13 protein-coding genes are annotated in these 15,169 nt (G+C 71.4%); 12 read left to right on the top strand and 1 reads right to left on the bottom strand.

Annotation, left to right across the window (positions count from 1 at the left end; translation table 11 throughout):
* Positions 1-33: 33 nt before the first annotated feature.
* From ACP7BP_RS18435 to ACP7BP_RS18410, 6 genes are all read left to right on the top strand, one after another.
* A complete protein-coding gene (locus ACP7BP_RS18435) occupies positions 34-684 on the top strand; it encodes a class I SAM-dependent methyltransferase (RefSeq protein WP_426246711.1) in 651 nt (216 codons plus the stop codon).
* 35 nt (positions 685-719) lie between these two features.
* On the top strand, positions 720-2,756 hold the full coding sequence (locus ACP7BP_RS18430; RefSeq protein WP_426246710.1) for an NAD(+) synthase: 2,037 nt from the start codon (positions 720-722) through the stop codon (positions 2,754-2,756).
* 11 nt (positions 2,757-2,767) lie between these two features.
* Positions 2,768-2,899: a hypothetical protein gene (locus ACP7BP_RS18425; RefSeq protein ID WP_426246708.1), complete on the top strand. Its 132-nt coding sequence runs from the start codon at positions 2,768-2,770 to the stop codon at positions 2,897-2,899.
* Positions 2,900-3,447: 548 nt separating this feature from the next.
* A complete protein-coding gene (locus ACP7BP_RS18420) occupies positions 3,448-4,785 on the top strand; it encodes a glutamine synthetase family protein (RefSeq protein ID WP_426246706.1) in 1,338 nt (445 codons plus the stop codon).
* Between the two features lie 26 nt (positions 4,786-4,811).
* Positions 4,812-7,790, top strand: coding sequence for a bifunctional [glutamine synthetase] adenylyltransferase/[glutamine synthetase]-adenylyl-L-tyrosine phosphorylase (locus ACP7BP_RS18415; RefSeq protein WP_426246704.1), 2,979 nt, complete (start codon positions 4,812-4,814; stop codon positions 7,788-7,790).
* Positions 7,791-7,850: 60 nt separating this feature from the next.
* Positions 7,851-8,822, top strand: a complete 972-nt coding sequence (locus tag ACP7BP_RS18410) for an alpha/beta fold hydrolase (RefSeq protein WP_426246702.1) — start codon at positions 7,851-7,853, stop codon at positions 8,820-8,822.
* A gap of 78 nt (positions 8,823-8,900) precedes the next feature.
* Here ACP7BP_RS18410 and ACP7BP_RS18405 read toward each other — a convergent pair whose 3' ends face one another.
* Positions 8,901-9,479: an HNH endonuclease signature motif containing protein gene (locus ACP7BP_RS18405; protein WP_426246700.1), complete on the bottom strand. Its 579-nt coding sequence runs from the start codon at positions 9,477-9,479 to the stop codon at positions 8,901-8,903.
* Positions 9,480-9,667: 188 nt separating this feature from the next.
* On the opposite strand from ACP7BP_RS18405, the gene ACP7BP_RS18400 reads away from it, so the two are divergent.
* The 6 genes from ACP7BP_RS18400 to ACP7BP_RS18375 all read left to right on the top strand — a co-directional run bounded on the left by ACP7BP_RS18400 (position 9,668) and on the right by ACP7BP_RS18375 (position 15,165).
* Positions 9,668-10,450 carry an isocitrate lyase/PEP mutase family protein gene (locus ACP7BP_RS18400; RefSeq protein ID WP_426246699.1) on the top strand — a complete coding sequence of 261 codons (783 nt, stop codon included), beginning with the start codon at positions 9,668-9,670 and terminating at the stop codon, positions 10,448-10,450.
* Between the two features lie 127 nt (positions 10,451-10,577).
* Positions 10,578-11,267: a hypothetical protein gene (locus ACP7BP_RS18395; protein WP_426246698.1), complete on the top strand. Its 690-nt coding sequence runs from the start codon at positions 10,578-10,580 to the stop codon at positions 11,265-11,267.
* Between the two features lie 119 nt (positions 11,268-11,386).
* Positions 11,387-12,796 carry a PepSY-associated TM helix domain-containing protein gene (locus tag ACP7BP_RS18390; protein WP_426246696.1) on the top strand — a complete coding sequence of 470 codons (1,410 nt, stop codon included), beginning with the start codon at positions 11,387-11,389 and terminating at the stop codon, positions 12,794-12,796.
* A gap of 58 nt (positions 12,797-12,854) precedes the next feature.
* Positions 12,855-13,739 (top strand): class I SAM-dependent methyltransferase, encoded by an 885-nt coding sequence (locus ACP7BP_RS18385; RefSeq protein WP_426246695.1) that lies wholly within the window; start codon positions 12,855-12,857, stop codon positions 13,737-13,739.
* A gap of 14 nt (positions 13,740-13,753) precedes the next feature.
* Positions 13,754-14,404, top strand: coding sequence for a SatD family protein (locus tag ACP7BP_RS18380; RefSeq protein WP_426246693.1), 651 nt, complete (start codon positions 13,754-13,756; stop codon positions 14,402-14,404).
* Positions 14,401-15,165, top strand: coding sequence for a hypothetical protein (locus ACP7BP_RS18375; protein ID WP_426246691.1), 765 nt, complete (start codon positions 14,401-14,403; stop codon positions 15,163-15,165). Before ACP7BP_RS18380 ends, ACP7BP_RS18375 begins: the two co-directional genes overlap by 4 nt.
* Positions 15,166-15,169: the final 4 nt, after the last annotated feature.

The following is a 15,169-nucleotide window of genomic DNA, read 5'->3' as shown; positions in this document are numbered from 1 at the left end:
GATCAGCCATGCGGCCCGGGGCAGAATGTCTTCATGACACAACCCAGGGACTGGGACGTCCGCGCCGACGAGCTGTCGGCGGAGGCCATCGGGCGAGGGGACCCGACTGCCTGGTTCGACGAGCTGTACGCCGAGGGCGCCGCGGGTCAGGTGTCGATGCCCTGGGACCGCACCACGCCGCACCCGTTGTTGCAGGAGTGGGCCGACGACGCCAGCCTCGACGGCACCGGCAGACGTGCCGTCGTCGTCGGCTGCGGCCTGGGGGCGGACGCGGAGTACCTCGCGTCGCGCGGCTTCGACACCGCCGCCTTCGATCTCTCGCCCACAGCGATCGGCGAGGCACGTCGCCGCAGCCCCGACTCCGCCGTCGAATACCGCGTCGCCGACCTGCTGGACCTGCCGTCGAAGTGGCACCGCGCGTACGACCTCGTGGTCGAGATCTTCACCCTGCAGGCAGTCCCCGACCCGCCGCGCGAGGACATGGCCGACGCCGTCACCGAGTTGGTCGCGCCGGGCGGCACCCTGTTCGCCGTCGCCTTCCGACCCGACGGGGCCGACCCGGCGGACAGCGGGCCACCGTTCCCGCTCTCGCGGGGTTTCATGGAAGGGCTCGCGCGCGGCGGGCTCGAGGCTCTTCGCCTGGAGGAGCACGGACCTCGCTGGCTGGCGACGTACCAGCGCTGAACGGTCCTCGGTCGGGTCAGCCCTAGACTCGCCGCGTGGACTTCTACTCCGCCTATGCCCACGGCTTCGCGCGCGTCGCGACGGTGACGGTGCCGGTCGCGCTCGCCGACCCCGCCACCAACGCAGCGACGGTCCTGGAGCAGGCTCGTGTGTGCCACGACGACGCGGTGGCGGTGGCGATCTTCCCGGAGCTCGGGCTGTGCGGCTATTCGCTCGACGACCTCTTCCTCCAGGACACCTTGCTTGACGGCGTGCAGGCAGCGATAGCGAAGATCGTCGAGGCCAGCGTCGACCTCCTACCGGTGCTCGTCGTCGGGGCACCGCTCATCCACGGCACCCGGGTGCTCAACTGCGCCGTGGTGATCCACCGGGGGCGGGTGCTGGGCGTGGCCCCGAAGTCCTACCTGCCCACCTACCGCGAGTTCTACGAGCGCCGGTGGTTCGCCCCCGGAGACGACCGTCGCGGAGGCACGATCCGGCTCGCCGGCGAGGACGTGCCGTTCGGTCCCGACCTGATCTTCGAGGCGATCGACATGCCCGGCCTCCGGCTGTACGTCGAGATCTGCGAGGACATGTGGGTCCCGATCCCGCCCAGCGCGGAGGCGTCGCTGGCCGGCGCGACGGTGCTCGCCAACCTCTCGGGCAGCCCGATCACCGTGGCCCGGGCCGAGGACCGCCGCCAGCTGGTCCGCAGTGCCAGCAGCCGCTGCAGCGCGGCGTACCTCTATGCCGCGGGTGGCCAGGGCGAGTCGACCACCGACCTGAGCTGGGACGGCCAGACGATGGTCTACGAGTGCGGTGACCTGCTCGCCGAGGGCGAGCGCTTCACCGAGCGCGCGACCGCCACCGTGGCCGACGTGGACCTCGACCGGATCCGGCAGGAGCGGCTGCGCCAGGGCACGTTCGACGACAACCGGCGCACCTACGGCGGCGACCGGATCTTCCGGACGATCGCGTTCACCCTCGACCCGCCGGCCGGCGACATCGGGCTGCGGCGCAAGGTCGACCGCTTCCCCTTCGTGCCGGACGATCCCGAGCGACTGGCCCTCGACTGCTACGAGGCCTACAACATCCAGGTCTGCGGCCTCGAGCAGCGCATCCGCGCGATCGGCACGCCCAAGCCGGTCATCGGCGTCAGCGGCGGGCTCGACTCGACCCACGCGCTGATCGTGGCGGCGAAGGCGATGGACCGTCTGGGCCGGCCCCGCAGCGACATCCTGGCGTTCACGATGCCCGGCTTCGCGACCGGCGACACGACCCGGTCGTACGCCACCCGGCTGGCCAAGAGCCTCGGCACGACGTTCGAGGAGCTCGACATCACCGCCTCGGCCAACCAGATGCTCGCCGACATCGAGCACCCCTTCTCCCGGGGCGAAGCGGTCTACGACGTCACCTTCGAGAACGTGCAGGCGGGGCTGCGCTACGACTACCTCTTCCGGCTGGCCAACCAGCGCGGCGGCATCGTCGTCGGCACCGGCGACCTCTCGGAGCTGGCCCTGGGCTGGTGCACCTACGGCGTCGGCGACCAGATGTCGCACTACAGCGTGAACGCCGGCGTGCCCAAGACGCTGGTGCAGCACCTGATCCGCTGGGTCATCGACTCCGGTCAGTTCGAGGACGACACGAACGAGCTGCTGCGCGAGATCCTCGAGCAGGAGATCACCCCGGAGCTGGTCCCGCACACCGAGGGGGTCGAGCCGCAGTCCACGGAGGCGTCCGTCGGGCCCTACAACCTGCAGGACTTCACGCTCTTCCACGTCGTACGACGTGGCTTCCGGCCGAGCAAGATCGCGTTCCTCGCCAGGCACGCCTGGGATGACGCGTCCGAGGGCGACTGGCCGCCGGGCTATCCCGAGGAGAACCGGCCGGCGTACGACCTGGCGACGATCAAGGCATGGCTCGAGGTCTTCGTGAGGCGCTTCTTCGCCAACCAGTTCAAGCGCAGCGCGCTGCCCAACGGCCCCAAGGTCAGCGCCGGCGGGACGATGAGCCCCCGCGGCGACTGGCGGATGCCGTCCGACGCCTCGGCCGCCGCTTGGCTCACGGAGCTGGCTCAGATCCCGGACGAATGAGTGGGAGAAGCATGAACACCAGTGCACGTCGGGTCCTGTCGTCCGCGGCCGGCGTCGCCGCGGCCGCAGCGCTGTCGACCAGCGTCGGCCCGGTGGGGGCGCAGGCAGTGAGCACGCCGACCGCCAAGGCGACGACCCACTGACGATCCGCGTCGTCGGCTGTGAGACCTGCGAGGTCGGTCTCAGCTCCGTCCTCGACACCACCGACGGCGACGTCGACGTGTGGAGCACGAAGCCCCGTCGGGTCAAGGACGGGCGCGTCACCTTCGTTGTGCCCACCGACCGGACGCCGGGTCTCTCCGTCGCGGTCAGCGCCTTGGGAGGGCAGCACCGGCTACGTGGCGCTGGCTGCCTTCCGGTACGCCGGCGCGCAGGTGGGCGAGAGGATCCCCTTCCGCGAGGCTCGCCTCGAGCGCCGCGCCAGCGCATGCTGGGCAGGCACCGACGCGCGGGCTGCCACCATGCGGATCAAGGTCCGCCGGGTCACCGTCGACGGCAACGGCGGGCGGACTGCTGGCGTTGATGGCCTGGGCGGCCCGCACCGAGGCGTGGCTGAAGCCGATGCAGCGCGCGTACGACGGCGTCCTCGGGACCCAGGACGTCACCGTGTGCACGCCGTCGTCCTGACGGCGACGACCATCGGACCGGGCGCGGCACCCGACCGCCGTCCGCATGCGCGATAGTGGGCGCCATGGGTAAGCAGGAAGACTTCGTCCTTCGGGCTCTCGAGGAGCGCGACGTCCGGTTCGTGCGGCTGTGGTTCACCGACGTGCTCGGCTTCTTGAAGTCCGTGGCCGTCGCGCCCGCCGAGCTCGAGGGAGCGTTCTCGGAGGGCATCGGCTTCGACGGCTCGGCCATCGAGGGCTTCGCGCGGGTCTACGAGGCCGACATGCTCGCCAAGCCCGACCCCGCGACGTTCCAGATCCTCCCGTGGCGCGGAGAGGGCCCGTCGACGGCCCGGATGTTCTGCGACATCGTGATGCCCGACGGCAGCCCGTCGTACGCCGACCCGCGGCACGTCCTGAAGCGCACGCTCAGCGCGGCGGCCGACAAGGGCTTCACGTTCTACACGCACCCCGAGATCGAGTTCTACCTCTTCAAGAACTCCCCGTCGGCCGGGGAGGAGCCGGTGCCGGTCGACCGCAGCGGCTACTTCGACCACACCGCCCAGTCGATGGGCGCCGACTTCCGCCGCGAGGCGATCACCATGCTGGAGTCGATGGGCATCTCGGTGGAGTTCAGCCACCACGAGGGCGGTCCGGGGCAGCAGGAGATCGACCTGCGCTACGCCGATGCGCTGACCACCGCCGACAACATCATGACCTTCCGCACCGTCATCCGTGAGGTGGCGCTGAGCCAGGACATCTGGGCGAGCTTCATGCCCAAGCCGTTCACCACCCACCCCGGGTCGGGCATGCATACGCACGTGTCGCTCTTCGAGGGCGACCGCAACGCCTTCTTCGAGGCCGGCGCGGAGTACCAGCTCTCCACCACCGGGCGCCAGTTCATCGCGGGCGTCCTGCGCCACGCGAGCGAGATCACCTGCGTCACTAATCAGTGGGTCAACTCCTACAAGCGGCTGATCGGCGGCGGCGAGGCACCGTCGTACATCTGCTGGGGGCACAACAACCGCTCGGCGATGATCCGGGTCCCGATGTACAAGCCCGACAAGGGACAGTCGACCCGGATGGAGCTGCGCACCATCGACTCGGCAGCCAACCCCTATCTCGCCTTCGCGGTGATGCTGGCCGCCGGGATGAAGGGCATCGAGGAGGGCTACGAGCTGCCCCGCGAGGCCGAGGACGACGTCTGGTCGCTGACCGAGCGGGAGCGCACCAGCCTGGGCATCGCGCCCCTGCCCAAGACGCTGAACGACGCGATCGTCATCGCCGAGAAGTCCGAGCTGCTCGCCGAGACCCTCGGGGAGCACGTCTTCGACTTCTTCCTGCGCAACAAGCGCGCGGAGTGGGAGGAGTACCGCGGCCAGGTCTCCGCGTTCGAGCGGGACCGCATGCTGCCGGTCATCTGAGCGCCGTCGACAGGAGTGGTGGGCCCGTGGCGAGGAGCGAGCGACCGACGAGCGGGAGCCTGGCCCGGCTGGGCTTCCAGGAGGCCGACCGTGCACTCGACGAGCTCGATTCGCTGGGACCTCGCGGGGAGGAGCTCCTGGCGATCCTCGGTCGGGCGGCCGACCCCGACCTGGCTCTCCGGGGGTTGGCCAGGCTGGTGGCGGCGTGCGGCGAGGGCGACGCGCTGCTGGCCGAGCTCGCCGACGACGAGGGCACCGCGATGCGGCTGCTGCTCGTGCTGGGGGCGAGCTCAGCGCTCGGCGACCACCTCGCGCGGCATCCCGACCACTGGCGCGACCTGACCGACCCGACGCTCGGCTCGACGCGGCCCTCGGCGTACGCCGTCCGTGCCGACCTGCTGCGCGCGGTCGGTGCCGACCCGGACGACCCGAGCCCGGTGTCCACGTTGTCCGAGAGCGCGGCGCCCGACGCGCTGCGTGTGGAGTACCGCCGGGTGCTGCTTCGTCTCGCCGCCCGCGACCTCGCGCACGGCCAGGCCCTCGACGACACCGCGGCCGAGCTGTCCGACCTCGCGGCCGGCACGCTGGAGGCGGCGCTGGCGGTCGCCCGCGCGCGGGTCGGCGAGGACGCCGCGCTGGCGAGGCTGGCCGTGGTCGCGATGGGCAAGTGCGGCGGCCACGAGCTCAACTACGTCTCCGACGTCGACGTGATCTTCGTCTTCGAGCCGACGGACGGCGCCGACGAGGCGCGGGCCACCCGGGCCGCGACCCAGCTGGCCTCCCAGCTGATGCAGGTCTGCTCCGACTACACCGGCGAGGGCACCATCTGGCCGGTCGACGCCAACCTGCGCCCCGAGGGCAAGTCGGGACCGCTGGTCCGCACGCTGGCGAGCCATCGCGGCTACTACGAACGCTGGGCGAAGACCTGGGAGTTCCAGGCGCTCCTCAAGGCCCGGCCGGTCGCGGGCGACCTGGCGCTAGGGCGAGAGTTCGTCGAGATGGTGGCCCCGATGGTGTGGAGCGTCGCCGGCCGCGAGGGCTTCGTGGGCGACGTGCAGGCGATGCGGCGTCGGGTCGTCGAGCACATCCCCGCCCACGAGGCGGGCCGTCAGCTCAAGCTCGGGGCCGGCGGCCTGCGCGACGTGGAGTTCGCCGTACAGCTGCTACAGCTCGTGCACGGTCGCAGCGACGCGGCTCTGCGGCAGGGCACCACGCTGAGTGCGCTGGCCAGTCTCACCCGGGGCGGCTACGTCGGGCGCGTGGACGGCGAGGCCCTGCACAACGCCTACGTCTTCCTGCGGTCGCTCGAGCACCGCATCCAGCTCTTCGCACTGCGTCGCACCCACGTCGTACCCGAGGACGAGGCGTCGCTGCGCCGACTCGGCCGCTCGATGGGTCTGCACAAGGACCCCGTCAAGGCACTCGCCACCGAGTGGGCGCACCACCGTCGCGAGGTGCGGCGACTGCACGAGAAGCTCTTCTACCGGCCGCTGCTCACCGCCGTGGCCCGCATCCCGGGCGCCGAGGCGCGGCTCTCACCCGAGCAGGCGGAGCGCCGGATGGCGGCGCTGGGGTACGCCGACCCGAAGGCCGCGCTCCGGCACCTCGAGGCGCTGACGACCGGCGTCTCGCGCACCGCCGCGATCCAGCGCACCCTGCTGCCGGTGATGCTCGAGTGGTTCGCCAACGCACCCGACCCGGACGCCGGGCTCTTCGGCTTCCGGCGGATCAGCGAGACGCTCGGCAGCACGCACTGGTATCTCGCCCTGCTGCGCGACGAGGGCGAGGTCGCGGAGCGCCTGGCCACCGTGCTCGGCACGTCCCGCTTCGCCACCGACCTGCTCGTGCGTGAGCCGCAGGGGGTGCGGATGCTGGGCGACGACCTGTCACCGCTGACGGCCGAGGCGCTCGGCACCGAGATGGCGGCGACCGCCTCGCGGCAGACGGACCCCGAGGACGCCGTCCGCGCGATCCGCGCCGTACGCCGCCGCGAGCTGTTCCGCATCGCCGTGGGGGAGTTGCTGGGCGAGAACGACGTCGAAGCGGTCGGGGCGGGGCTCTCACGGCTCACCGACGCCACCCTGGAGGCGACGCTGGCCGTCGCGACGGAGTCGGTGCGCGCCCAGCGGTCGCTCGACGAGGCGCTGTCCACGATGGCGGTCGTCGCCATGGGCCGCTATGGCGGCTTCGAGCTGTCCTACGCCTCCGACGCCGACGTCATGTTCGTCTACGAGCCGATCGCCGGTGCTGACCCGCAGGAGGCAGCGTCGTTCGCCCACGCCGTCGCCAACGAGGTACGCCGCCTGCTCGCCCTGCCCGGCACCGACCCGGCCCTCGAGGTCGACGCCGGGCTGCGTCCCGAGGGCAAGCAGGGACCGTTGGTGCGCACCCTCGAGTCCTACGCGGCCTACTACGCGAAGTGGTCGAAGGTGTGGGAGTTCCAGGCGCTGCTGCGCGCCGACCCGGTCGTCGGCGACCCGGCGCTGCGGGAGCGCTTCACCGCCCTGATCGACCCGTTGCGCTTCCCCGAGTCGGGCATCACGGACGACGACGTCACCGAGGTACGCCGGATCAAGGCCCGGGTCGACATCGAGCGGCTGCCGCGGGGAGCCGACCCGAACACCCACTTCAAGCTCGGCCGGGGCGGCCTGGCCGACGTCGAGTGGACGGTCCAGCTCCTGCAGATGCGCCACGCCGGCCGGGTGGCGCAGCTGCGCACGCCCCGCACGCTCACCGCACTCAACTCCGCGGCCGACGCCGGGCTCATCGATGCCGACGACGCCGCCGTACTCGCCGCTGCCTGGCGCACCGTCAGCCGGGTGCGCAATGCCGTCACGCTGGTGCGCGGCAGGAAGGCCGACCAGCTGCCGCGCGACGCCAAGGAGAAGGCCGCGGTCGCGAGCGTGCTCGGCTATCCGACGGGGGAGTCGGACCGGATGGCGAACGACTACCTGCGCGTCACCCGGCGGGCGCACGCCGTCGTGGAGCGGGTGTTCTGGGGCTGAGGTCGAGACCCCGGTCGCAGCCTGACCGAGCCTTGCTGTCGGGGGTGGTGTCATGGGCGCATGCGCACGGACGACGTACCCACCGCCAGCGGGATGCTCGAGGTCGGAGACGGCCAGCAGGTCTACTGGGAGGAGTGGGGATCGCCTGACGGCGTCCCGGCGCTCTATCTCCACGGCGGCCCTGGGGGTGGACTGCGGACCAGTCACTACCGCAACCGATTCGATCTGGCTCGTACGCGGGTGCTCGGCTTCGAACAGAGAGGCTGTGGCCGCTCGACGCCTCACGCGTCGGAGCTATCGACTTCGCTCACCACCAACACCACCGCCCATCTCGTCAACGACATCGAGAAGCTTCGCGATCACCGCGGGGTCGACGCCTGGATCGTGAACGGAGCCTCCTGGGGGGCCACCTTGGCACTGGCGTATGCGCAGGCCCACCCGCAGCGCGTTCTCGGCTTGGTGGCCTTCGCTGTGACGACGACCAGCCGCCGGGAGGTCGACTGGGTGACCGAAGGCATCGGCGCCGTGTTCCCCGAGGCGTGGGACCGCTTCGCCGGCCATGCGGAGAATTCGGGAATCGGCTACCTACGAGGACAGGGGCGACTGGTCGAGGGGTACGCCAGCCTCCTCGAGTCACCTGATGCGGCGGTGCGAGATGCCGCCTCCGCGGAATGGGCGCTCTGGGAGGACACCCACATCTCGATCGGAACCGGGGGCTTCCACCGCGACACCCGATGGGACGATGCGCGCTTCAGGTTCGCCTTCGCACGCCTCACTGCGCACTACTGGTCCCACGACGGCTTCTGCGCCCCGGCCATCCTCGAGCGCATGGAATGCCTGAACGAGGTCCCGGGGATCCTCATCCATGGTCGGCGAGACATCTCGTCGCCGGCGGTCACAGCCTGGCAACTGCACCGCGCCTGGCCGCAATCCAGCCTCATCATCAACGAAGGCGACGGCCATGGCGGCACGTCGATGACCGAGAACTGGGACGCTGCCAACGAGCGGCTCGTTGCTCGGCTGAGCTGGTAGGGCACGTCGCTGCCACTGTCAGTCTTCGTGCCACTGGCCCCGCCGGTGTGGCCTCTGGCGGGGTGTGGGGCGTGGTGGTCAACCCGGTTCGGTGCCGGCGGGGTCGCGGACGTAGGTGTGGCCGTGGGGGCTGGTCCAGGTGTACGCCGCGGGGCCGGTGCGCACATAGGTCCAGGCCGAATGGGTCTTGAGGCGGTGGTGTCTCCGGCACAGGGCAGCCAGGTTCGCAGTGCTTGTGGGGCCGCCGTGTTCCCGGGGGACGATGTGGTCGAGGTCGCAGCCGCGGGCGGGTCTCGTGCACCAGGGGAACACACAGGTGCGGTCGCGCAGGATCACCTGCTCGCGGAGCCGGGCCGAGGGCTGGTAGCCGTCACACACGATCGGCTGGTGGAGGTCGAGGACGGCACCGAACTCGGGAATGCAGAACTCCGCGACCAGCGGGGCACCCGGACCGGCGACCGGCTCCTCATGCTCACCCCCACCCGGCACCGTGAACGCGGCCGCATCCGACACCGACTCGGCGGGGTGCAGGTCGGCCCACTCACAGGCTGCGACCAGCAGCTCGGCCTCCGCCCGATCAGCCATCTGGCGGCGGGAACGGGCGAACGCCAGCACCGCCGACGCGATGTCGGGAAGCTCGCTGGTGCTGATCGCCACAGGAGAAGCCAATCACCGACCACCGACATTTCGGCGCCCCGATTCGGGTGCCTGAGGATACTCGGCGGTCTTGGTTTCGAGGCTCGTCGCTGCGCTCCTCACACCTCAACCAGCGCCACCGCTGAGCCACTTCGTCACGGCGGATCTACCACCCTGGGACGAGCGAAGGGGCCACTAGGCTGAGAGTCATGACCGACTCAGGCACTGCCGCCCGCGCCACCGACCTCCTCAACCTGCACGCCGCACCCGAGCTGCTGACCGTCGTCAACGTCTGGGACGCGGTCAGTGCCAAGGTGGTCGCCGCCATGGACGGCACGCGGGCCCTGGCCACCGCCAGTCACTCGATCGCCGCGACGCTCGGCTACCCGGACGGGGAGAAGATCCCGGTCGGGGAGATGCTCGACATGGTCGGCCGCATCGTGAGAGCCACCGACCTGCCGGTCTCGGCCGACCTCGAGGGCGGGTACGGCGACGCACCCGAGACCATCCGCCGCGCGATCGGGGCAGGCGTGGTGGGCGCCAACATCGAGGACCAGATGAAGCCCCTTGCCGAGGCCGCGGCGCAGGTCGAGGCGATCATGAAGGCAGCCGAGGCGGAGGGCGTCCCCGACTTCGTGCTCAACGCCCGCACCGACACGTTCGTGCGTGCCGGTGACCGGGATCCGGGCGTCGTACTCGCTGACGCGGTCGACCGCGGCAAGGCCTTCCTCGACGCCGGGGCCCCGGTCGTGTTCGTGCCGGGGATGCTCGATGAGGACATGGTGTCCACGCTGGTCGGGGCCTTCGGTCCGCAGAAGCTGACCACCATCGGCCTTCCGGGCACGCCGTCGACGACTCGGCTCCAGGAGCTCGGCGTGGCGCGGGTGTCGTACGGCCCGATGACCCAGCGAGTGGCTCTGACCGCGCTGCAGGACGCCGTCTCGGCGATCCAGCTGGGCGAGGGCATCCCGGAGTTCCGCAACGTCAACTGACGGCCGTCGCCGTTGTTGGAACGTTCGCGCAACGCGCGTTGCGCGAACGTTCCAACAAAACCCGGGGCCTCTTCGGGGGCGACCCTCCGACCAGCCGCAGGACCAGCCGTAGGTGACAATGAGTCCCATGGATCCGGTCCTCGTCTGGTCGCGAGCGCTCGCGATGGCGGCCGTGACGATGCTGGCCGGGGTCGTGGGGCACGTGTCCGCCGACGGACTGCTGCCCGGACTGCCCGTCCTGACCGGGCTCCTCGTGATCGCCCTCGTGCTCAGCGCGGCCCTGCTGAACCGCCCTGCATCGCGCCGCCGCATCGTCACCCTGCTTGTGTTCGGCCAGACGGCCGTGCACGTCGCGCTGACGGTCACAGCGGGCCACGCCGGTGATCGCCGGGGCACCACCGTGCCGCACATCGGCGCTGGCGGCCTGCCCGATGTCGACGGGCGGCGGCTCGGCTCACTGATGGACTCCTACGACGCCACCGTCGGCACCACGTCGGCGGTCGCGCCCGCGGTGCCCGTCGGCCACCTGATCAACGACCTCTCGGCGCACGCGTCGATGATGCTCGCGCACCTCGCGGCGGCTGCCCTCGTCGGCCTCTGGCTCGCCGCCGGTGAGCGTGCCCTGTGGTCACTGGTCGCGCTCGCGTCCCGCGCTGCCCTCGGGCCGCTGGCCGCCGCGGTCGCCGCCTGCCGCGTCGTCGTCGTGCCACCGACGTCGGTCGTCCCGATCACCGCGGAGCCACGCCCGCCGCGGGCTCCCGAGCTCCTCTCCCGCGTCGTCGTACGTCGCGGGCCGCCGGCTCTCCTCACTGCCTGATCCAGGGCTGCCTGATCCGGGGCTGCCTGATCCAGGCAGCACGGCACCCATCCCCAGCACGGGCTCCTGGCCCGTGCCCACCCGCGCGCGCCCGCGCGCCGCTCTGAGGAGAGCCCTGCATGACCGACGTACTCACTCCTGCCCCGCGCACGACGCCGGGACCGAGCCGGCAGAACGCCGGCTGGTTCCGGGCGTTCTGGCGCTGGCACTTCTACGCCAGCTTCCTGGTCGTGCCCGTCCTGCTGGTGCTCGCCAGCACTGGGCTGATCTACCTGCTCCGCTTCCAGCTCGAGCCCCTCCTGCACGCCGATCTCATGAAGGTCGCTCCTGAGTCCGCGACCCAGATCCGACAGCCGTACGCCGCGCAGCAGGCGGCCGTCGAGCGCGCCCATCCCGACGCCACGATCGTCTCGATGACCGAGCCGTCGGCCGTCGACCGCAGCACCGTCTTCTCACTCACCGAGGACGGCGGCGGCACCCGCGACATCTACGTCAACCCCTACGGCGCGAAGGTGCTCGGCTCGCTCGACCCCGACACCACGCTCTCCGGGTACGCCGTCCGCCTGCACAGCGAGCTGATGAGCGGCCGGTTCGGCGACCTGGTCATCGAGCTCGCCGCGTGCTGGGCGATCGTGATGGCGCTGACCGGCTACTACCTGCTCGTGAAGGGCCGGAGGGCACGCCGTCGGCAGGCCCGGCGCACCGGCCAGCGACTGCGGATGCGCCACGCCGCGGTCGGTGCCTTCGTCGGCGTCGGACTGCTGGGACTGCTGATCTCCGGGCTGCCGTGGACCGGTGTCTGGGGCGCTCAGGTCCAGAGGCTGGCGAGCGCCAACGGCTCGTCCATGTGGAGCCTCGACCACGGTGCCCTCTCGGACCCGACGTCCAGCCTCGACGAGTCGCTGCCGCACTCCCACGCGACCGACGTGCCGTGGGCGATGGGGGAGTCGCCCGTGCCGCGTTCGACGGATGACGGCGACGGCGTCAGTGTCGCCAACGTGGACACCGCGCTCACGGTCGCCGACGCCGAGGGTCTGCGGCACCCGATGACGGTGGCGATGCCGGCCGACCACGAGGGCGTCTTCTCGGTGATCGGCTACGCCTTCGACGCACCGTCGGACGAGCGCACGGTGCACGTCGACCAGTACGGCGGCGACATCGTGTCGGCGTACGGCTTCGACGACTACCCGCTGCTCGCCAAGGTCGTGGCGCAGGGCATCGGCCTGCACGAGGGCCGCTCGCTCGGGCGCGTCTCGTTCTGGGCGTCGGCGCTGATGTGCGTGGGTGTGATGTTCATGTGCGTGACGGGGCCGCTGATGTGGTGGCGGCGTCGGCCCCGCGGTACGTCGATGGGTGCGCCGCGGGGCCGGCTGCCGCTCAAGGCCTCGCCGCTGCTCCTGGTCGGGTTGATGGGGCTCGGCGTGCTGCTCCCGGTGTTCGGGATCTCCGTGCTCGCCGTGCTGCTGCTCGACCGTCTGGTGCTGCGGCGGATCGGCCCGCTGAGGGACTTCTTCGGCGTGCCGGCGTAGGCGACCCGGCCATAGGCCCCGCCCTGGGCCGCGGCCCCGCGCCCGTAGGGTGTGCGGCGTGTCAGCCGTCGAGCGTCTCCCCAAGCGCTACTGCTCCGCCTGCGGCAACGTCGTGTGGCTGCGCAACTTCAAGCCCGGCCCCAACGGCCGGCCGCACGCGCGCTGCCCACGCTGCAAGAGCCTCGAGCGGCATCGCTTCCTGGCGGTGCTCGTCAGCAGCCTCAAGCCGGCCATCGGCACCGTCGACGTGCTCCTCGACGTCGCCCCGTCGCCGCAGACGACCGAGATCCTGGCCAGTCTCCGCCCGGGCCGGCACATCGGTCTCGACCTCGGCCTCGACGGGCGCCGCGTCGACGTGCTCGCCAGCCTCACCGAGCTGCCGCTGGCGGACGCCTCGGTGGATCTCGTCTTCTGCTACCACGTGCTCGAGCACATCCCCGACGACCGTGCGGCCATGCGCGAGATCGCCCGGGTGCTCACGCCCGAGGGGCTCGCGCTCGTCCAGGTGCCCATCCGCTTCGGCACGGTGACGGACGAGGACGTGGACACCACGCCGGAGGAGCGCAAGGCGCGGTTCGGCCAGCACGACCACGTGCGGTGGTACGGCGACGACTTCGAGGGCCGACTTCAGGAGTCCGGGCTCACGTTCCAGCGGGTCACGCCCGTCGAAGTGCTGGGCGCGGACATGTGCGCCTGGCTCCGGGTCGAGGAGGACGAGCCGGTCTGGATCGTGCGGCGCGGTTCGGCGATGCCGGCCCGGCTGCTCGGTGAGACCAGGCTGCCCGGCGTGATGGGTGCGCTGCTCGGCGAGCTGACGGCCGAGCGCGCCGCCCGGCGAGCAGCCCGGGCGAAGGTGGCCAGGCTCGAGGCCCGTGTCGGTCGGTCGCCGCTGCGCCGCGTCGTACGACGTGTGAAGCGGATCGCTTCAACTCGCCGAAAGTAAGCTATCTTCTTCATATGCAGGATATGAAGCAGACGCCTTCAGCCGTGGTGATCGGTGACGTGGTCGGCTCTCGGACTGCTGCCGACCGCGCGGGCCTCCACGAGCGGCTGGTCGCGGTCCTGGCCGAGATGAACACCGCGTGGGCGCCGGTGGCCCCGCTGACCGTCACAGCAGGCGACGAGTTCCAGGGTACGTTCGCCGACGTCGGGTCCGCCCTGTCGGCGTCGCTGCACCTGAGACTGGCACTGCTGCCCGCGATCGACGTGCGCCAGGGCATCGGCTGGGGGCCGGTCGCCGTGCTGGCGGAGGCGCCGCGCGTCGAGGACGGCCCAGGCTGGTGGACCGCGCGCGCGGCGATCGAGGCCGTGAAGGCCGACGCGACCCGCTCGGGCACCCGATCGGCGCGTACCCGCTATGCGCTCGCACCCGAGGTGCTCGGCCCGGATGCTGCGCCCGTCAACGCCGCCCTGCTGGCACGCGACCATCTCGTCGGCCGACTCTCCGACCGGTCCCTGTCGGTGCTCCGTGGTCTGCTGGCGGGAAGCACCCAGCACGAGCTGGCGCGCGTCGAGGGCATCTCCGCCTCGGCGGTCTCGCAGCGAGTGCGAAACGATGGACTCGGGGTCGTGCTGGCCATGGACGAGGAACTGAGGGGGATCCGGTGAGCTGGTTGGCGCTGCTCCTGGTCGGGTTCGGGCTGACCGACCTGATCTTCTCGGTCCGGCCCCAGAAGACGGTGCCCGAGGGCGTGGCCGCCATCGTCGTCATACTCCTGGGGCTGTCGGTCGGGCTCATCGACGTGGCAGATGTCGTCGCCCTGGTCGCCATCGCGGTGGCGGTGATGGCGTGGGGCTGGGCGGTCACCCGTGGTTTCGGTGCTGGGCCGGCGTGGTGGCCGTTGGCGGTCTTCGCAGCAGCGGTGATCGCCGCGGTGGCTGCAGGTGGGCTCGCGAGCCCGGCGAGCGGATGGCTCGAGCCCTGGCTGGCCGACTCGCCGATCCCCGTGCTGTCCGGTCTCACACCCGACCGGGCCCTGCTGCTCCTCGGACTGGTGCTGCTCCAGCTGTCGACCGGCAACGTGCTGGTGCGGCTCGTGCTCGCGGCCACCCACACGGTCAACCCGCGCAAGGGCGGAACGGCTCACGACCTGCCGCCGTCGCAGCTCAAGGGAGGTCGTCTGCTCGGTCCGCTGGAGCGAGTGTTCATCCTGGGCCTCGGCCTGGCCGGCCAGGTCACCGCGGCGGGCATCGTGGTGGCGGCCAAGGGGCTGATCCGCTTCCCGGAGCTGCAGGCGGCCCGCGACCGCGAACGCGAGTCCGACCGCCCGGTGAGCCAGGGGATCCACGAGGTGACCGAGTACTTCCTCGTCGGCAGCTTCGTGAGCTGGACCATCGCGTTGGCCTCCCTCGTCCTGCTCTCGGCCTGACCTG

The sequence above is a fragment of the Nocardioides sp. LHG3406-4 genome (genome assembly GCF_049897745.1).
GTDB lineage: Bacteria > Actinomycetota > Actinomycetes > Propionibacteriales > Nocardioidaceae > Nocardioides.
Note: the sequence above shows the minus strand (reverse complement) of the source record. Positions and strands in the feature narration are given on the sequence as shown.